This is a genomic window from Methylomonas paludis (assembly GCF_018734325.1).
GTDB lineage: Bacteria > Pseudomonadota > Gammaproteobacteria > Methylococcales > Methylomonadaceae > Methylomonas > Methylomonas paludis.
This window is the reverse complement of the sequence record NZ_CP073754.1, coordinates 1,487,584-1,506,128: the sequence shown is the minus strand read 5'-3', so window position 1 is coordinate 1,506,128 and position 18,545 is coordinate 1,487,584. Positions and strand designations below refer to the sequence as shown.

Genomic DNA, 18,545 nt, shown 5'->3' with positions numbered 1-18,545 from the left:
ACACGCTTGTGTGCCGGGCCGGCGCGCTTAAGCGTTTTTGGCTTTACGCGGCGCCGGGCCGGTTTTAGCACCGGTATATTTGGTTTTAAAACGCTGATATTTACCCGGGGAACGATGCTGAGCACTACTGGTGTCGCCGGGCTGAAAGGCCGGAATCAGATGTTGTTTACCGTTACCGATCAAATCGGCGCGGCCCATGGCTTTTAAGGCATCACGCAACAGCGGCCAGTTTTTCGGATCGTGATAACGCAAAAAGGCTTTGTGCAAACGGCGCTGTTTAATCCCTTTAGGGATGGCAATATCCGGGCTGTTACGCGCCACTTTATGCAAGGTGTCCTTGCCGGAATGGTACATGGCTGTAGCTATCGACATCGGCGAAGGTAAAAAGGCCTGGACCTGATCGGCGCGGAAGCCGTTACGTTTCAGCCACAGCGCCAGATTGAGCATGTCCGTATCTTCCGTGCCGGGATGAGCGGCAATGAAATAAGGGATTAAATACTGCTCTTTACCGGCTTCTTTGGAGTATTTATCAAACATCTGTTTGAAGCGATCATAACTACCCATGCCCGGCTTCATCATTTTCGACAACGGCCCGGTTTCGGTATGTTCCGGGGCAATTTTTAAATAGCCGCCCACATGGTGAGTTACCAGTTCCTTGACGTATTCGGGGTTTTCCACGGCAATATCGTAGCGCAGGCCGGAAGCGATAAAGATTTTCTTGATACCGGGTATGCTGCGGGCGCGCCGGTACAGCTTGATCAACGGGGTTTGATCGGTATTCAGATTATGGCAAATGCCGGGATACACGCAGGACGGTTTGCGGCAGGACGCTTCGATCTCCGGGTCTTTGCAGGCCAACCGATACATATTGGCGGTAGGGCCGCCCAAATCGGAAATATGGCCGGTGAAGGTGGGCGAAGTGTCGCGGATAGCTTCAATTTCTTTCAAAATCGACTCTTCGGAACGGTTCTGAATAATCCGGCCTTCATGCTCGGTAATCGAGCAGAAACTGCAACCGCCAAAACAGCCGCGCATGATCAGCACCGAGTGCTGAATCATTTCAAAAGCCGGAATATTGGCCTGTCCATAAACCGTATGCGGCAACCGGGAGTATGGCAGATCAAACACCCCGTCCATTTCCGGAGTGGTTAAGGGATAAGGCGGCGGGTTGATCCACACTTCGCGGCCATTGTGGCGCTGAATCAGGGCGCGGGCGTTACCGGGATTGGTTTCGCCGTGCATTACCCTGGACGCATGAGCATAAAGAATCGGGTCGTCCTTAACCGCTTCATAATCCGGCAAGCGGATCACGGTCTGGGCGCGCTGGCGGTTGGCGATGGGTTTAAAGCTCAACACCTGTTCATTTTCCGCCAGTTCAGCCGGTTTGCTGTCGCAAGCAGGTTCAGCCTGATATGGGTCTTGATGACTGATAGCCGGGCCGGGTTTGTCTATGCTGGTGGAATCTTTTTCCATCCAGCCTTGCGGAATTTGTTTAACAAAATGCACCGTGCCACGGATGCCTTTTAAATCGTGGATGGTTTCACCACGCGCCAGCCTATGAGCGATTTCGACAATTTGGCGTTCGGCATTGCCGTAAACCAGCAGATCGGCTTTGGAATCCAGCAAAATGGATTTACGCACCTTGTCCGACCAGTAATCATAATGGGCAATCCGGCGCAAACTGGCTTCTATGCCGCCGATGATAATCGGCACATTATGAAAGGCTTCCCGGCAACGGTGGGCATAGACATTAACCGCCCGATCCGGACGTTTGCCGGCAGCGCCGTCGGCAGTGTAAGCATCATTGGAACGGATTTTTTTATCCGAGGTATAGCGGTTGACCATGGAATCCATGTTGCCGCCGGTTACCCCAAAAAACAGCGTGGGTTGACCCAGTTTTTTAAAATCGGCGGCACTGTGCCAGTCTGGCTGGGAAATAATGCCCACCCGAAAGCCCTGCGCCTCCAGCACCCGGCCGATCACCGCCATACCAAAGCTGGGATGATCGACATAAGCATCACCGGTCACCAGGATGATATCGCAGGCATCCCAACCCAATTGCTGCATTTCTGCCAGCGTCATGGGTAATTCCGGTGCCGGGCCAAAGCGGTGTGCCCAGTATTTTTTGTAGCCAAAAATATTGGCGGCGTTAAAATTCACGTATTAATTACTCGATTAAGCGTATGGTGGTTGTGGCGTTTTATGTCCAGCATATAGCTAGGAAACTCCAGCTGGTAACGCTGCTCCAGGTCGCGGGCCTTGGTTTGCAGCGCTTTAAGATCGGGTTTGGGTTTTTGCGGACCAAAAGCAAAACCAATAATATTGCCCCTGGTTCTAACCGGTAAAAACAACAGGCGCTCGGCAAAACTGCGTTCCAGATGCCAGGTTACCTGCTCCAGCAAAGGCTTGTCGGTGGCCCACAGATTGATGATCAGCATGCCTTTGCTGCTCAGCAGGGTACGGCAGTTGTCAAAAAAACCGGCACTGCTGACTTCCGGGGCCATGCCTTCAGCATCATAGGCATCGATAACAATTAAGTCATAAAGTTCTTGATGCTCGCGGCTTTCCTGATAAGCATGCTGGGCGCCACAGCCTATTTTGACTTTAAGGCGAGCATCCAGCGGTAAACCAAAATGGCTACGCGCCACTTTGAGCACATGACGCCTGAATTCTATGGCCTTGATTTTACAGTCGGCAAACTGCTGCAACAAAAATTTGGCAATACTGCCGCCGCCCAGACCTATCATCAACACATTGTGCGGCGTGTCATGAAACAGCAAGCCGGCCATCATGGCCCTGGCATATAAAGCATGCAGGCGATCAGGGTCACTGAGCAGCATACTGCTTTGCTGCGAACTGCTGCCGAAATGCAAAGCGCGAACCCCAGCCAGATCAACAATTTCAATAATGCCTTGATCATCGTGACTCTGATGTATCAGCAAGCCTTCATATTTGTACATAACCGCAGAGAAACTATTGCAAACCGACTATTTTCGCTGAAAATTCCCGGAATGTCTTGCTTTGGATAAAGTCATTGCAAAACCCTAACCTCAGCCATGCAGAAAATGAGGGCTGAGGCTGTGTCGATATTAGGCGGCACATCGTTCGCGATTGATGCGCTTCACTACGTTCAGCACATCCTACGCCCTATTCTTCGCCCAAGTATCTGTTAAAAAACAGGCCGTTACAGAATATGCTAACCGCAGTGCAGCGCATCATTGGCAGCTAATTACTTGTTTAAACAAGATCAGCAACATTAGACTGAATCATCCTTGCCATTTTAACCTATTTTCTTGTAAATTCATTAGCTTAATTCAGATAACAGCCGTTGTATCATATTATTGGCCTGACCAAGATAACTGCTGCCGAACAGATTGAGGTGATTGAGGATGTGATAAAGGTTGTACAAGGTCTTTCGGGCCGGATAGCCGGCATCCAACGGCCAGTGAGCTTGATAGGCAGCATAAAAATCCGGCCCAAAACCGCCGAACAGTTCGGTCATAGCCAGATCGGTTTCCCGGTCGCCGTAATAACAGGCCGGATCGTACATCACCGGAACCCCATGTTGATCGGCCCCGGCATTGCCGCCCCATAAATCGCCGTGCAGCAAAGAAGCCTGTGGCTGGTAAGTGCGGAATAAAGCCGCCAGACCGGCGTTTAATTTTCCCCCCTGCTTTTGCAAATTGCCGCCGTAACCATTGGCGGCGGCAAACTGCAATTGCTTGCCCAAACGCTGCTGTTGCCAGAAACTCAGCCAATCCGGATATTTGGGGTTATGCTGCGGAGTAGAGCCTATGGTGTTATCGCGCTGCCAGCCAAAATAAGCCTGTTTTTGCCTGTGTAAAAGCGCCAGTTGTTCGCCAAAAAGGCCGGCACTGGCGCCGTGTAAAGGCCGCAAGTCGATAAATTCCAGCACCAGATAAGCATGCTGGCCAAATTGGCCGACACTGATCAGTTGCGGCACTCTGACGCTGGCACTGGCCGCCAGCTCCTGCAAACCGGCGGCCTCAGCGGCAAACATATCATACAGTCCGGCATGATTGAGTTTAATAAACCAGGTTAAGTTTGCAGTTTGCAGTTTATACGCACTATTAATATCACCGCCGCCGACACTGCTGAGCCTATGATTTTGCAGGCTGTGGCCGGTTTGCTGCTCAAGATGGGTCAGAAGGGCGTTGAATTGAGACATGAAACTCACGCAGTTGGTTCTTATCCAGCCATAACCGGATAAGAATATTGATGAAACAATATGTTAGTTTAGCTGCAGACCTGGGTCAAGAGGCTAAAAACACTGCAACTATATCAGCAGGCGCATCGTTGGAAGCTAATTACCTGTTTAAAAACTGAGCCATCCATCTTCCGGTGTAACAACAGGCAAAATAATCAGCTCTACAAGTCATTGAAATCACGCCTGACTAATTCGATATTAGTGCGATACTTTTCCGCATCGCCATAAGCCACAAACTTCTGATAGCGGCTGTGTAAGGTTTTTAAATGTCTGGCATGTTTAATCGGACACCAGAATTGCTCGGTACGCGCAGCAATTTCCTGAACATAAGCGATTAAGCCCACAAAATAACTGCAATAAGCACAATTAATTTTTTCAATTAAATTCAGATAAGCCAGGTATCGTCTGTCAAAAACAATATAATCCCGACGTTTTACTTTTGGAATATGGTAAATTGGAAAACAAACCCATTGATACAGGCTAACCACCGCATCCAGAAATAATGATGGAATAATACACATCCAGATAAATGGGGCGCTGACAATATGCAATAGGGGTGCATCACGCAGATAGCTAAGTAAGCGTTTGGCATATTCTTTGTGACGAATAAGCACATTTTTTTCAAAATAAATCCGTTGTTCTGATATCTTGAATAAAAACTCTGCTTCCTGTTTCTGCAACTCTTCAATGAGTTCATTTTCCAGCTGTTTTATTTTTTCGAGCAGAATTTCAAGTTGCGCAGTCATAACGGCTTCCAGTTTGGTAAAGGTTAAATTTAAATCAACAATATTGATCTAAATAACACTATTTAAAACTCATCTTACCGCTTTGAACATAAACAAGCACCCATCAATTGCCAGACAGGTTTTTTGCAGCAGATAGGATCGAGGTAATCCTTACCCTGGCCCGGCGAGTTTGGGCTGCAATGCTTGCCATTCGGTTGGGTTAAAGCCGACCGTGGCAACCAGGTTTTGCAGTTTTTCATCTATTTTGGCGGCAGGCTGTTTCATGGCTTGCAGTAAGCTGCGGTAATTATCGACACACTTATGTAAACCCGGATGCGCATAGCCGGTGTTGCGGGTAAAAGTTAACAGAATAAATACTGCCCGTTGCTGTAATGGTTCGGCTTCACTGAGGCGATTTAAGGCTTTTAGTAATTTGGCATGGTTGTTTAGATCGATGGCAACCTCAGGATGTTCGGCTCCAAAGCTATTTTCGTCTATCGCTAAAACTTGTTTCATCATCGATTCAGCTTCACTCAGACGATTATTGTCCTGTAACAACTGGGCGAGGTTATTGAGGTCACGGGCGACATTGGGATGCTGCGCTCCATAGTTTTTTTCGTCTATGGCTAATGCCCTTTTCATCAAAGGTTCAGCTTCGCTAAGGCGATTGGTAAGCTGTAACAAAGCGGCAAGATTGTTGAGATCGCGAGCAACATTAGGATGTTCATCCCCATAGTGCTTTTCATCTATGGTTAAGGCCCGTTTGATTAAGGGTTCCGCTTCACCTAGGCGCTTGGCAGCCAGTAACAACTGGGCGAGATTATTGAGATCGGTTGCAACATCAGGATGCTCTGGCCCATAGTTTTTTTCGTCTATCGCTAAGGCCCGTTTCATCAAGGGTTCAGCCTCACTAAGGCGATTGGTGGCCTGTAACAATTCAGCTAGATTATTAAGGCCGATGGCAACGTCAGGATGCTCGGCACCATAGTTTTTTTCGTCTATCGCTATTGCCTGTTTAATCAAGCGTTCAGCTTCACTAAGGTGATTGGTGACCTGTAACAACTGAGCAAGATTGTTCAGCGCAATAGCCTTCTCATCATCTATATGCGCCAAACTCATCGCGGCATTTAATTCAATTTCAGCGGCCGGATAGTGAGCCAGTTTTAATAACATTGCCCCCAGCTCGACACGGGCTTTAAACCAGTGCGGCGCATTTTCAGCCACATTTTGTTGCAGCTTTAAAGCCTCGTCCCATTGCTGCCGGGTTTTGAATAACCCTGCTTGCAATAAAATTGGCTGCAGTGTTTGTTGGAGTTTTTCCTGTGCAGCCTGGACTTGAGCATGAGCTTGTTCAACTTGAGCCAGTAAATCGATTTTATGGCTTTCCAGGTAGGATAAGGCCGCTTCCGCTCCGCCTTGTTCAAGTAATGCGGCGGCTTCGCGAAAGATGGGGTCGGGATTACCGGCCAGACCTTGTTGAATGGTAGTAATAACGTCCGCCACTTTAGCCAGCGCTAAATCGCGTTGCTGCTCCAGATTACGGATGGCCTGCCAGTTCCCCGCTTGCAACCTAGCTTGGGAAGCATCCCGCTCAAAACGGGCATTGATATCGGCGCGCAAGCGCGCAGCAACTCCATCTGCATCCAGTTTGTTCACTACGGCGTCTGCAGTATTACCGGGCAATTTTGTGTAAAGCGTATAAACACCGCCCAATAAACTCAATAGCAGCAGACCGACAAGGCCTAACAAGATGCGTTGTCGAAACTGGTGTTTGGCTTGCAGATGCAGGGTTTGTTCGCGCAGAGTATGCACTAGGTCTTTTAAGGCCTGTATATCTGCTGGTGTATAGTACAGGTATTCGACTTCCAGAATGGCGCGGCGGTGGGCAAGTTGTAATTCGCGTTGGGTTTCAGTTTCCGCCGCATCTTCGGCGTGCGGGCTGTCGTAAGGAAAATCGGCAGGGCAGACAAAGACATAGACCCGAAAGCGTTGATCACCGCGTTTGCGTTGTAATTCCCGGCCTATGTCGTATTCCATTTGTGTATAGGAACGTCGCAACTGGCCGACGGGCAAGTCCTTGGGCGGCGGTTCGGCCCCGTAACGGCAGCCGACGATGTGAATCAGCGCATGACAGTCACTGATTTTGTCGTACAGCATATCGCGCACCGAACGGTAATCCGGGGGAAAATTGCTTTGTTCCACCGGATGGCAGCCTATGTTTAACAGGGCATCCTTGACAATACCGCGCCAGCTACGCAAATCACCGCTGGCAGCCGAAATAAAAACCTTGGGCGGACTACTGGGCATAGGCTTCCTATGGCAAATAAAAACCGGGATTTATCCGAGTTGCAGCCCGACAAAGCCACATTTTCCGTACAACATAGCCCAGCAAGCCCTTGTTGTCAAACAACTAAGCCATGTAGAATGGACAAAAGCGAGCTAGCACCTGCCAAACAGCCGAGAACGCGGCCACACTGGATTTAACACTGCCTAAGCAGGTGGGTCGATTACCGTCCGGCAATCCACCTAAACTTTGAGAGTATTTGGCGTTTTGTCTAACGGCAAAACGCCAAACATGGGCTTATTTACCCCAACTATCGCGCAAGGTAACGGTACGGTTGAATACCGGCTTTTCCGGGGTGGAATCCTGGTCATCCAGACAAAAATAACCAGTACGTTCAAATTGATAAGTGGTATCTGAACCAGCAGCGGCTAATGAAGCTTCTACCCGACTATTGCTGAGAATTTGCAGGGAGTTGGGGTTGAGACCATCCAGAAAATTATCCAGGGTGTCCGGTTGTGGATGGCTGAACAAACGATCATACAAGCGCACTTCAGCGGCAATGGAATGGCTGACGGAAACCCAATGGATGACGCCTTTGACTTTGCGGCCTTCCGGATTTTTACCCAGCGTGTTGGGATCATAGCTGCATTGCAATTCTATGATATTGCCCTGCTCATCTTTAATGACGTCTTCACATTTAATGACATAAGAACCGCGCAAGCGCACTTCGCCGCCAGGAATCAGGCGTTTAAAATCTTTGGGCGGATTTTCGGCAAAATCATCCTGTTCGATGAAAATTTCTGCAGAAAAAACCACTTCACGGCTGCCCAGTTCCGGTTTTTGCGGATGGTTGGCAATTTGGTAGCTTTCGGTTTTGCCGGCTTCCCAATTAGTAATCACCACTTTTAAAGGCTGCAATACCGCCATCGCCCGCGGGGCGCGTTCGTTGAGGTCTTCGCGAATGCAGTTTTCCAGCACCGCCATTTCAATCCAGGAATCTTTTTTGGTAACGCCGATACGTTCGCAAAAGTCGCGGATAGCCTCTGGGGTAAAACCGGCCCGGCGCAAACCGGAGATGGTAGGCATTCGCGGATCATTCCAGCCGCTGACATGGCCTTCGCTAACCAGTTGCAGCAGCTTGCGCTTGCTGACGATGGTGTATTCCAGCTGCAAACGGGCAAACTCAATCTGCTGCGGATGGCAAGCGGTGCCCAGTTTATCCAGCACCCAGTCGTATAAAGGCCGATGGTCTTCAAACTCCAAAGTACAAATGGAATGGGTAATACCTTCCAAAGCATCGGATATACAGTGGGTGTAATCATACATCGGATACACGCACCAGGCATCACCGGTGCGCTGGTGATGGACGCGGCGTATCCGGTAAATGGTGGGATCGCGCATATTGATATTGGGCGAAGCCATGTCAATTTTGGCGCGCAGCACATACTGGCCATCGGCAAATTCACCGGCACGCATTCTAGTAAACAAATCCAGATTGTCAGCAATCGACCGGTTGCGGTCGGCGCTTTCCTTACCCGGCTGAGTCAGGCTGCCGCGATCCAGGCGCATTTGTTCTGGAGTGGAACTGTCGACATAGGCATCGCCCTGCTCTATCAACTGCACAGCATAGGTATACAGTTGTTCAAAATAATCGGAAGCATGGTATTTGCCGGCCCATTTAAAACCCAGCCAAGCCACATCACGCTCGATAGCTTCCATATATTCGATGCTTTCTTTTTCCGGATTGGTGTCGTCAAAACGCAGATTGCAGGTGCCCTGATTTTCAGCAGCCAGGGTAAAGTTAAGGCAGATGGATTTGGCGTGGCCGATGTGCAGATAGCCATTGGGTTCCGGCGGAAATCGGGTCGCCACTTTGCCGTTGTTTTTATGAGCAGCCAGATCAGTGGCAATAATATGACGGATGAAATTCGATTGTACGGGACTATCGGTAGCAGACATGATGATGGTTATCACTTAAGTTAGAGTTTATGCCGCCATTTTACCGATTTTGTATAGCCATGGGAAAGATAAGGGCCATTTAAGCAGAATTTTTGTCATTTAAATTTAAGATAGCCTAAGCCAAAACATAAGTGTTTTGTTGGTATTTTTATGGACTTGTTATGGCTTGATTTATAGTGCTATGATTGAGGTGCCCTAGCGAATGCAGACAAATTCAGTCTGACGCCAACTAAACATGCAGCCGAAAATTTTCTACTGCTTGGCTGGCGAGGTTTCACATCTCAGCTATTGCCTGGTTCGCTAGTTGGAGACCTATCAACTTATCATTGACTTATCAAGGGGTACATTCATGGCTATTCAATTCAGACAGCACTGATTCCTGCAGCTTTATGCGCAGCCTTATCCGCCTTCACCCAGGCCGCAAGCGCTTCGTCATATAACTTTACCCAAATTATCGATCCCAACGCTACCGGCAGCACATATGCCTGGAGCATAACCAGCAGCGGCAATGTAGCCGGCTGGTACCAGGATGGTGTGGGTGATCACGGTTTCGTGTATAACGGCAGCACTTACACCAGTTTGAATGTTCCCGGCGCTACCGCCGGCACTACCGATGCCTACAGCATTAATGACAGTGGTCAGGTAGCGGGTATTTATAAAGACGCCAATGGAACACATGGCTTTGTCTATAACGGCGGCAGCTATACCACCATCAATGACCCCAATGCCACCAACGGCACTTATCTACTGGGCATAGGCAATAATGGCGAGGTGGTCGGCTATTACCGGGATGGTATCGGTTACGGCTATCATGGCTTTACCGAAATTGGTGGTGTATACACGGCTCTGGAGGCACCAGGCGCCCAAACCACTTACGGCACGACTATCACCGCTAACGGCAAGATAGCCGGATGGTATTACGATGGCACTAAAGACGTGGGGTTTGTCAATTCCGGCGGCACCTACACTTCTTACGTAGAACCCAACGCCACCAACGGCCCAGCCAGCCTGAACAATGTCAACGCCACAACTGTATCCGGCATCAACAGCAGCGGCGAACTGGCCGGCTATTATTATGATGCGGCCGGATCCCACGGTTTTATTTATAACGGCGGCTACACAACCTTTGATGTCGCTGGCGCCATCGCCGCAACTACCTATATCACCGGCCTTAATCAAAGCAGTCAGTTAACCGGCATTTATAGCGACACCGCAGGACACTACATTGGCTTTATCGCCACCCCGGCTGCTGTGCCGTTACCAGGCACTGCCTGGTTATTTGGTACTGTATTGGTTGGCGTCACAGGTTTTAGCCGGCGTAAATTAATAGCTTAAAACCATATTTAATAAAACTACCCGGATGATGCTCATGCAACATCCGGGTATCTGATGAAACAATGGCCTATCCTAAGTATTAACGCAATAAGCTGTATCGCTATTGTGAAACCAATAAGCCAAAAGGCAAGCCCCGCCACTTATCTTTGATTAAGACCCTATGGATAGCTGCCGCTAACGCCTGATAGCCTTTGTCATCGCGCCCGGTAGCCTCGATGCAACGTAGTGGAATCAAGGGATACACCGCCTAGCCTTTATCAAAGCAAGGTCAGCGGGATTCAACAATGTCCCGTTCCCCTTGCACCAAAATCAACTATTAACGCAAAAACAGGCTTTTTTAAGTGGCCTGCAATTTTGTGATGCCTTCGTGATTTTTAAAAAACAGTCTGTGAAATAATCAAACCGTTTGGATTTAGCGCAATAGCTGGTTTCTGATTTTTCAGTAATATTTAGCTGATCAAACATCAAGCCTTTATACGTGGCAATTGCCCGATAAAACGGAATTTATTTTTATTACATCAGCAGGCTAATATGAACCAAAAAATCGCCTTTGCAATCTTATTGCTCACCACGGCCAATAGCTATGCCTCGGTTGTTTACAGCCAAGCGCCTATCGCAGGCTCTGGATATAACTCATCGTATGTCAATCTGGCCTCTGATCCAGGCTTTAATGGTAATTCAGATGCCGACCAACAGGTTTGGGCCACGTTCTCGATTGCCGCCAAAACCACTTTTAATGAGATTACCTGGTACGGTAATCAGGCCGATATCAATTTTGCCGTTGACCTTCATGCTACGACGGCTAACTGTCCTTCCTGCGGCCTGGTTAATGTCGGCACCAGCGGTAGTTATTCAACTGCAAACGTCGCTACCGAATTAATGCCTACTTCCGGGGCATATGATTCATCGCAAGTAAAGCAAGCCCTGATTAGCCCTGGTTTATATTCTTACACGCTGGATCTACCGACCGCCGTCACCTTGACCACTGCCAATTTATATGTACTGTCCGTTGTCAACAACTATAGTGCCGGCAATCCTTTCATTTGGGCCAACTCTGCGACCGGCAACGGCGTTTCAATGGATTTTGTGGTGGGACGGGCTTCGTTTTTAACCATGCCGGGCTATTTTGCATTTACCCTCAGCAATACCGCAGTCGCGGCGGTACCCATACCCACCACTGCCTGGCTGTTTTTGAGTGGGGTTATCGGCTTTTATGGCATGATCAGAAAACCCAAAACCGCATCCTCGTAGCCTCGATGCAACGTAGTGGAATCGAGGAATTCGCAGCCGACATCTGACACAATCCGCCATCGCATCTATGAATGGCGGCTTATCGAGCTTTGCTCAGCCGCCAAATTTTTCAAGCCGCCTGATTAAGCAGCGGCCAACCGACCGCGATTTCATCCCAGGGTACAAAAACCTTGCCGGTTTCATCTTTCTCTATCACCAGCCAGTCAGATAGTGCCGTGACATCCTTATGAACATTACGGTAATGCCGGCCCAATCGTTTAGCCAGAGCATAAATTGTCAATGGTCCAGCTACTTTTAACGCCTCCACCAGTTCCCAGCACTTGGGGGTAAACTGTACGCTAAACTGCGCCATGTTTTCAAAACCTACTTTAAAACAGGGCTGGGTGTGGGCTGCGCTTTTAGCCCAGCGTCCAATGCAGCGGCAAATCCAGCCAAGCTGAGGTCAATCGATTCCCCGATGGTCACTTCAAGTGTTTTCATCATCCGGCCTCCTGTATATCTCTCTAAAATCTTCAATCAAAGTGGCAACATCAATAAATTCATACGGAAACTCATCGTTACCAATATGTTTATGATCGCCTTTACCACGCTCATTGTCATAACCTACCAAGCGTTACCCGGCAACAATATAGACCAGCCGATATTTAATTTGATGTTCAGACGGCGGCACCGGTTTCGGCAATTCCCAGACGACACCTTCAATAAGCCCTCGGCCCCATTGCTGCTTGATGTGACTAAGACATTTTGCTTTCATATGGCTCACTTTGTCTCAAAACACAGGGACATGTAAAGCCCTATAAAAGTAACAATAATGGCTTTAATTTAATTCAAATAAATTCTGTTATTTCAATGGGTTTTCTGGGCTTCATTTTGTTCAATCCAACCCAATCAGTTGGATTCCAAAGGTCATAGGGCATCAATAGGTGCAGCCATATTGGTTTGTAGCCCTTGCCTTACCGCTCGCACCACCTCAGCCAAACCAGCATCTTCAACCAAGCTATCCCCCAGCAAATAAGCCTGCAATACATCATCTTCCAATTCCAGCAAGCGGCTGAAGTTTTGCTGTTCGGCAACGCTTGCCGTCGGGTATTGATATTCCAGATAATTCACCAGCAGATAATCCAGCTCTTTAAGGCCGCGCCGGCATTGCCAGCGCAGTTTGTTGAGCTGGCTCATATCAGTTGCTGACGATGAGTTTTTTGATTTCGGCGATGGCTTTGGCGGGGTTCAGGCCTTTGGGGCAGGTGTCGGTGCAATTCATGATAGTGTGGCAGCGATACAGCTTGAAGGAGTCGGCCAGTTGCTGCAGGCGTTCCTCGCTGTTTTGATCGCGGCTGTCAGCCAACCAACGGTAGGCTTGCAGCAAAATGGCCGGGCCCAGATATTCATCACCGTTCCACCAATAACTCGGGCAACTGGTGGAGCAACAGGCACACAGCACGCATTCGTACAAACCGTCCAGTTTGGCGCGTTCCGGCACGCTTTGCCGATGTTCACCTTCATGTGGCTCATCGTTATGCAACCAAGGTTTGATAGCGGCATACTGAGCAAAGAAATGGGTCATGTCCACCACCAGGTCTTTAATCACCGACATGTGCGGCAGCGGGTAGATTTTAATGCTGCCACTGTATTCGCTGATAGCCTTGGTACAAACCAGAGTGTTTTTGCCGTTGACGTTCATGGCGCAGGAACCGCACACCCCTTCCCGGCAGGAACGGCGGAAGGCCAGACTGCTGTCGATTTCGTTCTTGATTTTAAGGATGGCGTCCAGCAGCATCGGGCCGCAGTCGTCCAGATCAATTTCGTAACGATCCAGGCGCGGGTTTTCGCCGCTGTCCGGGTTCCAGCGGTACACTTCGATCACCCGGACGTTCTGGGCGGCTTTGGCTTTGAAAGTGTGGCCGGGCAGAACTTGCGAGTTTTTCGGCAGGCTAAATTCAACCATTAGTAAACCCTCTCTTTAGGCGGTATGGCCGCCACTTCATCTGTTAGTGTATATAAATGCACAGGCCGGTAATCAATACTGACTTGATTATCCTGACGCCAGGTCAGGGTATGTTTCAGCCAGTTGTCATCGTCGCGCTGAGGAAAATCCTCACGGGCGTGACCACCCCGACTCTCCTGACGATTAGCCGCAGCGGCCATAGTCACCTGGGCCTGACCGAGCAGATTATCCAACTCCAGGGTTTCCACCAGATCGGTATTCCAGACCAGCGATTGATCGCTGACCCGCACATCCTCAAAAGAAGCGGCAATCGCGGTAATATCGGTAATGCCTTCCTGCAAGGTAACAGCGGTGCGAAACACCGCAGCTTTGGCCTGCATAGTGGTCTGCATATCCAGCCTGATTTCCGCAGTGCTGCGGCTACCAGTGGCGTGACGGATTTTATCGAAACGGCTTAAAGCCTGTTCGCAGCCATCGGCTGCCAGCGCTGGGTGGGGCTGGCCGGGTTTGATCAGTTCTGCACAGCGGATGGCAGCGGCACGACCAAACACCACCAGATCCAGTAAAGAGTTGGAGCCAAGCCGGTTGGCGCCATGCACCGAAACACAGGCAGTTTCGCCGATAGCCATCAACCCCGGCACCACATAATCCGGATTGCCGTCTTTCAGGGTCACTACCTCAGCTTTGTAATTAGTCGGGATGCCGCCCATATTATAATGCACGGTAGGCAGCACCGGGATCGGTTGCTTAGTAACATCAACCCCGCCAAAAATCCGCGCGGTTTCAGCTATCCCCGGCAGACGTTCATGAATCACTTTAGGATCAAGATGTTCCAAATGCAGATGCACGAAGTCTTTTTTCGGCCCCAGGCCGCGCCCGGCGTTAATTTCCACGGTAATGGCGCGGCTGACCACATCGCGAGAAGCCAGATCATGCGCCTGCGGGGCATAGCGCGGCATAAAGCGTTCGCCTTCGGAATTGGTCAGATAACCGCCCTCCCCGCGTGCGCCTTCGCTCATCAGACAGCCGGAACCGTAGATACCGGTGGGATGGAATTGTACAAACTCCATATCCTGCAGCGGCAAACCGGCCCGTAACACCATACCGTTGCCGTCGCCGGTAACCGTATGCGCGGATGTGCAAGAAAAATAGGTGCGACCATAGCCGCCGGTGGCCAGAATGGTTTGATGACCACGGAACAAATGCAGGCTGCCGTCATCCAGGCACCAGGCTAGTACCCCCCGGCACTCGCCGTTTTCCATGATTAAATCCAGCACAATGTATTCTATAAAAAACTCGGCCTTAAACTTTAAAGCCTGCTGATACAGGGTATGCAGGATGGCGTGGCCGGTCACATCGGCGGCGGCGCAAGTACGCTGAGCCTGGGCTTTGCCGTAATGGGTGGACATACCACCAAAGGCACGCTGATAAATTTTGCCGTCTGGCGTGCGTGAGAATGGCACACCATAACGTTCCAGTTCGATGACCGCAGGGATGGCTTCCTTGCACATGTATTCAATGGCATCCTGATCGCCTAGCCAATCCGATCCTTTAACAGTATCGTACATGTGAAAGCGCCAATCGTCTTCGCCCATATTGCCCAATGCAGCACTGATACCGCCCTGCGCCGCCACAGTATGGCTGCGAGTGGGAAATACCTTGCTGATACAGGCGGTTTTCAAGCCTTTTTCCACCATGCCGAAGGTGGCGCGTAAGCCGGCGCCACCGGCACCCACCACCACCACATCGTAGTAGTGTTCTGTAATCTTGTATGCCTCGCTCATGATTTACCTTGGCGAAATATGGATAAAAATAACGGCAACGACTGCCGCAACACCCAATAAAATAAAAAATCCATTGCTGAGCAGGATCAATTGTTGCCTGCGCGCGCCGCCGGTATAGTCTTCCAGCACCACCTGTATGCCCAATCCGGCATGATACAGGCTGACGATCAGCCATAACAGCAGCGCCACGGTGTTAAACGGTGTGCTTAGCCAGGCCAGCGTTTCTGCGTAGCCGGCCTGGAAAGCTTGATGCAAAAAAATCAGCAGCCAGATGCTAAGCGGCAACAGAGCCACCGCGCTAACACGCTGGGCGCTCCAGTGCAACACGGGTTTTTGCCACTTTAAGGGTGACTTGTGCGGTAAGGTTTCAACCATGAGCTATCCTAAAAAAAACTGTAAACCAGTACGGTCAGTAACAACGAGGCTATCAGTTCATAAACCGCGTAACGCTGTAAGCTGAGCAGCTCGAAGCTTTTGCCGGCATCCCAGATCAGATGGCGGATACCGTGACAAATGTGGAACAGCAAAGCATAGATAAAGCCCCAGAATACTAGCTGACTTAACCAGAAGCTCATCAAGCTCTGCATGGCGGCATACCCGGCAACCCCGGCAGCAATGCTGTACAGGACGGCAACGATGCCCAGCAAACCCAGGCATAACAGCACCCCGGTAATGCGGTGAGTAATGGAAATCAGACCGGTCAAGGGCAGACGGTAAACTTGCAAATGCGGCGAAAGCGGTCGATTATTGGCTGGCATGGTAGTTTGGCTTGAGTGGCTGATGAGCAACGTTAGGGTATAGATGACACAGAGTAAGGGCGGTCGTGTTCATTATGGTTAAAAGTCCAGGCAACGGCCTTTACGTTCCCAATCGCCGTAACGCGTCGGCTCCAGACCAGCCGGACCGTTGATTTCCGGGATAGGCGCAATTGGCTGGTTTGCTGCCAACGGCGGGACAGGTGCTACGGGGACAATGGGCGGGGACGGCAGGGGTTCGGTCATCTGTCAACGCTGGTTAATAGGGATAAAATCGCGGCGTTGCGGGCCGAGATACAATTGTCTGGGTCTGCCTATCGGCATACCGGGCTGTTCTTCCTGCATTTCCAGCCAGTGCGACACCCAGCCGGCGGTGCGGGCAATGGCAAACATCACGGTAAACATATCCACCGGGATATTTAAAGCTTTATAGATGATACCGGAGTAAAAATCCACATTAGGATAAAGTTTTCTTTCAATAAAATATTCATCTTTTAAGGCGTGTTCTTCCAGCACCAGGGCCAGCTCGAACAGCGGATCGTTTTTCTGGAATTTGCTCAACAGTTCATGGCAGGTTTTGCGAATGATAGTGGCGCGGGGATCAAAGTTTTTATAAACCCGATGCCCAAAACCCATTAACCGGAACGGATCATTCACATCCTTGGCCTTGGCGATGTATTTGGGAACATTTTCCGCGCAGCCGATCTGGGCCAGCATGTTCAGCACCGCTTCGTTGGCGCCGCCGTGAGCCGGCCCCCACAGCGCGGCTATACCAGCGGCCACACAGGCATAGGGATTGGCGCCGGTGCTGCCGGCCAGTCTGACTGTGGAGGTGCTGGCGTTCTGTTCGTGATCAGCGTGGAGGATAAATAATAAATTCAGGGCCTTGACCAGAAATGGATCAATGTAATGATCCTGATCGATATAGGTTTGCGAGGAACGCGAAAACATCATGTTTAAAAAGTTTTCGCAATAATTCAAATCCATACGCGGGTAAACAAAAGGTCTGCCGATGGAATGGCGGTAAGAAGCGGCAGCGATGGTGGAAATCTTGCCTATCATGCGGGTCGCGCATATCCAGCGGTGCTGAGGGTCTTTAACGTTCATTTCCTTATGATAAAACGCCGCCAGCGAACCGACTACGCCGACCAGCATCGCCATAGGATGGGCATCATAATGAAAACCGTCAAAAAATTTGCGCAGGGCTTCGTGGATAATGGCGCGGTCGCTGATTTCCAGATTGAAATCGCGAAACTGGGTGGCATTGGGTAGTTCGCCTTGCAGCAGTAGATAAGCCACTTCAATAAAATCGCAGTTTTCGGCCAGTTGCTCGATGGGATAACCGCGATACAGCAATATGCCCCGATCACCATCTATATAAGTGATTTTGCTTTTACAGCTGGCGGTAATGGTAAAGCCCGGATCATAGCTGAAGCAGCCGAAATCCTTGTACAAGCTGCGCAAATCCACGCTTTCTGCACCGAGGGTACCGTTGAGTAAAGGATATTCCACCTCTTTACCGGTGCCGGTATGTTTGATCAGCAATGAGTGGTTCGACATGATACCCTCGGATGTTAAGTGACAGTCCTGCTGCTTGTCCTGCAATTTATCACAAGCGGCGCGGCTGTGTCTAAATTGTTGTGCGTCAGCAGACATTTGCCAGACCATCTCAGCTGTTTTGATCACCCCCGTAGCTCGATGCAAGGTAGTGGAATCGAAGACTTCGCAGCGTAACCTCACAATCGTTGTCATCGCGATATCGACACCCTACCAGCTAGATTCCAAGTTACTGCATCATTGAAGGATATCAACGCCATCGGCTTTTGCCGCTTCAGAAAGGATTACCTGCAGATTATGGGGTGACATCTGGATTGACTTTCTTGCCATGCTTGGCGTTTTCTATAGCTTGGCTGCTTATCATTACCGTATATATTCCAACCCCACCAAAATTCAAAAATCCTTATGAGCGGGGATAACATTATGTTCGAAGTTTGCGCTTTTTGTGGTCATAAACATTTAACTCCCAAGAACGTCAGTTATCGGCATCAACAAGGCGAAGAACTGTTGATCATTGACGATGCGCCGTGTCTTCAATGCAATTTCTGTGGAGAACAGTATTTTGATGCCGCTGTATTGAAAGCGATAGAAGCTGAACACGCCGCCATCATCAGTCAACAGAAAACTCCAACGGGTTTTAAACCCGTGGCGATGGAGTCATTTACTGCCATATATCGATATTGAAAGCATTGACAACCCTTCTATCACTCAATTACGCAAGG

Annotated in this window: 19 protein-coding genes; 3 read left to right on the top strand and 16 right to left on the bottom strand. The window is 49.7% G+C overall.

Annotated features, from left to right (window positions below):
• Positions 1–27: 27 nt before the first annotated feature.
• The 6 genes from KEF85_RS06900 to KEF85_RS06875 form a co-directional block, all read right to left on the bottom strand.
• Positions 28–2,160: a YgiQ family radical SAM protein gene (locus tag KEF85_RS06900; RefSeq protein ID WP_215584415.1), complete on the bottom strand. Its 2,133-nt coding sequence runs from the start codon at positions 2,158–2,160 to the stop codon at positions 28–30.
• On the bottom strand, positions 2,157–2,960 hold the full coding sequence (locus tag KEF85_RS06895; RefSeq protein WP_215584413.1) for a spermine/spermidine synthase domain-containing protein: 804 nt from the start codon (positions 2,958–2,960) through the stop codon (positions 2,157–2,159). Before KEF85_RS06895 ends, KEF85_RS06900 begins: the two co-directional genes overlap by 4 nt.
• Positions 2,961–3,304: 344 nt before the next feature.
• On the bottom strand, positions 3,305–4,189 hold the full coding sequence (locus KEF85_RS06890; protein WP_215584411.1) for a fructosamine kinase family protein: 885 nt from the start codon (positions 4,187–4,189) through the stop codon (positions 3,305–3,307).
• Between the two features lie 200 nt (positions 4,190–4,389).
• The gene (locus KEF85_RS06885) at positions 4,390–4,974 is read right to left on the bottom strand and encodes a hypothetical protein (protein ID WP_215584409.1); all 585 of its coding nucleotides are present in this window, start codon (positions 4,972–4,974) and stop codon (positions 4,390–4,392) included.
• A gap of 150 nt (positions 4,975–5,124) precedes the next feature.
• The gene (locus KEF85_RS06880; RefSeq protein ID WP_215584407.1) at positions 5,125–7,260 is read right to left on the bottom strand and encodes a tetratricopeptide repeat protein; all 2,136 of its coding nucleotides are present in this window, start codon (positions 7,258–7,260) and stop codon (positions 5,125–5,127) included.
• Between the two features lie 274 nt (positions 7,261–7,534).
• Entirely contained in the window at positions 7,535–9,196 is a 1,662-nt protein-coding gene (locus KEF85_RS06875) for a glutamine--tRNA ligase/YqeY domain fusion protein (protein WP_215584405.1), read from the bottom strand.
• Positions 9,197–9,730: 534 nt separating this feature from the next.
• Between KEF85_RS06875 and KEF85_RS06870 the strand changes: the two genes are divergently transcribed.
• Both KEF85_RS06870 and KEF85_RS06865 read left to right on the top strand, forming a co-directional pair.
• The gene (locus KEF85_RS06870; RefSeq protein WP_215584403.1) at positions 9,731–10,531 is read left to right on the top strand and encodes a hypothetical protein; all 801 of its coding nucleotides are present in this window, start codon (positions 9,731–9,733) and stop codon (positions 10,529–10,531) included.
• A 531-nt stretch (positions 10,532–11,062) separates the two neighbouring features.
• Complete coding sequence (locus KEF85_RS06865) at positions 11,063–11,782, top strand: hypothetical protein (protein ID WP_215584401.1); 720 nt, start codon at positions 11,063–11,065, stop codon at positions 11,780–11,782.
• 109 nt (positions 11,783–11,891) lie between these two features.
• Here the strand turns inward: KEF85_RS06865 and KEF85_RS06860 are convergent, their stop codons facing one another.
• From KEF85_RS06860 to KEF85_RS06820, 10 genes are all read right to left on the bottom strand, one after another.
• Positions 11,892–12,134: an HVO_A0114 family putative DNA-binding protein gene (locus KEF85_RS06860; RefSeq protein WP_215584399.1), complete on the bottom strand. Its 243-nt coding sequence runs from the start codon at positions 12,132–12,134 to the stop codon at positions 11,892–11,894.
• 114 nt (positions 12,135–12,248) lie between these two features.
• A complete protein-coding gene (locus KEF85_RS17085) occupies positions 12,249–12,392 on the bottom strand; it encodes a toxin-antitoxin system TumE family protein (protein ID WP_425515594.1) in 144 nt (47 codons plus the stop codon).
• Positions 12,393–12,395: 3 nt separating this feature from the next.
• Positions 12,396–12,536 carry a hypothetical protein gene (locus tag KEF85_RS06855; RefSeq protein ID WP_215584397.1) on the bottom strand — a complete coding sequence of 47 codons (141 nt, stop codon included), beginning with the start codon at positions 12,534–12,536 and terminating at the stop codon, positions 12,396–12,398.
• 152 nt (positions 12,537–12,688) lie between these two features.
• Positions 12,689–12,958: an FAD assembly factor SdhE gene (locus KEF85_RS06850; protein ID WP_215584395.1), complete on the bottom strand. Its 270-nt coding sequence runs from the start codon at positions 12,956–12,958 to the stop codon at positions 12,689–12,691.
• Position 12,959: 1 nt separating this feature from the next.
• Positions 12,960–13,727 carry a succinate dehydrogenase iron-sulfur subunit gene (locus KEF85_RS06845; protein WP_215584393.1) on the bottom strand — a complete coding sequence of 256 codons (768 nt, stop codon included), beginning with the start codon at positions 13,725–13,727 and terminating at the stop codon, positions 12,960–12,962.
• The gene (gene sdhA / locus KEF85_RS06840) at positions 13,727–15,511 is read right to left on the bottom strand and encodes a succinate dehydrogenase flavoprotein subunit (RefSeq protein ID WP_215584392.1); all 1,785 of its coding nucleotides are present in this window, start codon (positions 15,509–15,511) and stop codon (positions 13,727–13,729) included. Before sdhA ends, KEF85_RS06845 begins: the two co-directional genes overlap by 1 nt.
• A 3-nt stretch (positions 15,512–15,514) precedes the next feature.
• Complete coding sequence (gene sdhD, locus KEF85_RS06835) at positions 15,515–15,886, bottom strand: succinate dehydrogenase, hydrophobic membrane anchor protein (RefSeq protein WP_215584390.1); 372 nt, start codon at positions 15,884–15,886, stop codon at positions 15,515–15,517.
• Positions 15,887–15,894: 8 nt separating this feature from the next.
• On the bottom strand, positions 15,895–16,269 hold the full coding sequence (gene sdhC / locus KEF85_RS06830) for a succinate dehydrogenase, cytochrome b556 subunit (RefSeq protein ID WP_215584388.1): 375 nt from the start codon (positions 16,267–16,269) through the stop codon (positions 15,895–15,897).
• A 78-nt stretch (positions 16,270–16,347) separates the two neighbouring features.
• Positions 16,348–16,512 carry a DUF1674 domain-containing protein gene (locus KEF85_RS06825; protein ID WP_215584386.1) on the bottom strand — a complete coding sequence of 55 codons (165 nt, stop codon included), beginning with the start codon at positions 16,510–16,512 and terminating at the stop codon, positions 16,348–16,350.
• 3 nt (positions 16,513–16,515) lie between these two features.
• On the bottom strand, positions 16,516–17,826 hold the full coding sequence (locus KEF85_RS06820; RefSeq protein WP_215584384.1) for a citrate synthase: 1,311 nt from the start codon (positions 17,824–17,826) through the stop codon (positions 16,516–16,518).
• 420 nt (positions 17,827–18,246) lie between these two features.
• On the opposite strand from KEF85_RS06820, the gene KEF85_RS06815 reads away from it, so the two are divergent.
• Positions 18,247–18,507, top strand: a complete 261-nt coding sequence (locus KEF85_RS06815) for a YgiT-type zinc finger protein (protein WP_215584377.1) — start codon at positions 18,247–18,249, stop codon at positions 18,505–18,507.
• Positions 18,508–18,545 lie beyond the last annotated feature (38 nt).

What these genes read in the sequence shown, in the direction of transcription:
- KEF85_RS06850 (WP_215584395.1), bottom strand. Translation starts at nt 12,958, where the DNA reads ATGAGCCAGCTCAACAAACTGCGCTGGCAATGCCGGCGCGGCCTTAAA.
- KEF85_RS06860 (WP_215584399.1), bottom strand. Translation starts at nt 12,134, where the DNA reads ATGGCGCAGTTTAGCGTACAGTTTACCCCCAAGTGCTGGGAACTGGTG.
- KEF85_RS06825 (WP_215584386.1), bottom strand. Translation starts at nt 16,512, where the DNA reads ATGACCGAACCCCTGCCGTCCCCGCCCATTGTCCCCGTAGCACCTGTC.
- KEF85_RS06815 (WP_215584377.1), top strand. Translation starts at nt 18,247, where the DNA reads ATGTTCGAAGTTTGCGCTTTTTGTGGTCATAAACATTTAACTCCCAAG.
- KEF85_RS06820 (WP_215584384.1), bottom strand. Translation starts at nt 17,826, where the DNA reads ATGTCGAACCACTCATTGCTGATCAAACATACCGGCACCGGTAAAGAG.
- KEF85_RS06890 (WP_215584411.1), bottom strand. Translation starts at nt 4,189, where the DNA reads ATGTCTCAATTCAACGCCCTTCTGACCCATCTTGAGCAGCAAACCGGC.
- sdhA (WP_215584392.1), bottom strand. Translation starts at nt 15,511, where the DNA reads ATGAGCGAGGCATACAAGATTACAGAACACTACTACGATGTGGTGGTG.
- KEF85_RS06845 (WP_215584393.1), bottom strand. Translation starts at nt 13,727, where the DNA reads ATGGTTGAATTTAGCCTGCCGAAAAACTCGCAAGTTCTGCCCGGCCAC.
- KEF85_RS06885 (WP_215584409.1), bottom strand. Translation starts at nt 4,974, where the DNA reads ATGACTGCGCAACTTGAAATTCTGCTCGAAAAAATAAAACAGCTGGAA.
- KEF85_RS06865 (WP_215584401.1), top strand. Translation starts at nt 11,063, where the DNA reads ATGAACCAAAAAATCGCCTTTGCAATCTTATTGCTCACCACGGCCAAT.
- sdhD (WP_215584390.1), bottom strand. Translation starts at nt 15,886, where the DNA reads ATGGTTGAAACCTTACCGCACAAGTCACCCTTAAAGTGGCAAAAACCC.
- sdhC (WP_215584388.1), bottom strand. Translation starts at nt 16,269, where the DNA reads ATGCCAGCCAATAATCGACCGCTTTCGCCGCATTTGCAAGTTTACCGT.
- KEF85_RS06855 (WP_215584397.1), bottom strand. Translation starts at nt 12,536, where the DNA reads ATGAAAGCAAAATGTCTTAGTCACATCAAGCAGCAATGGGGCCGAGGG.
- KEF85_RS06875 (WP_215584405.1), bottom strand. Translation starts at nt 9,196, where the DNA reads ATGTCTGCTACCGATAGTCCCGTACAATCGAATTTCATCCGTCATATT.
- KEF85_RS06880 (WP_215584407.1), bottom strand. Translation starts at nt 7,260, where the DNA reads ATGCCCAGTAGTCCGCCCAAGGTTTTTATTTCGGCTGCCAGCGGTGAT.
- KEF85_RS06895 (WP_215584413.1), bottom strand. Translation starts at nt 2,960, where the DNA reads ATGTACAAATATGAAGGCTTGCTGATACATCAGAGTCACGATGATCAA.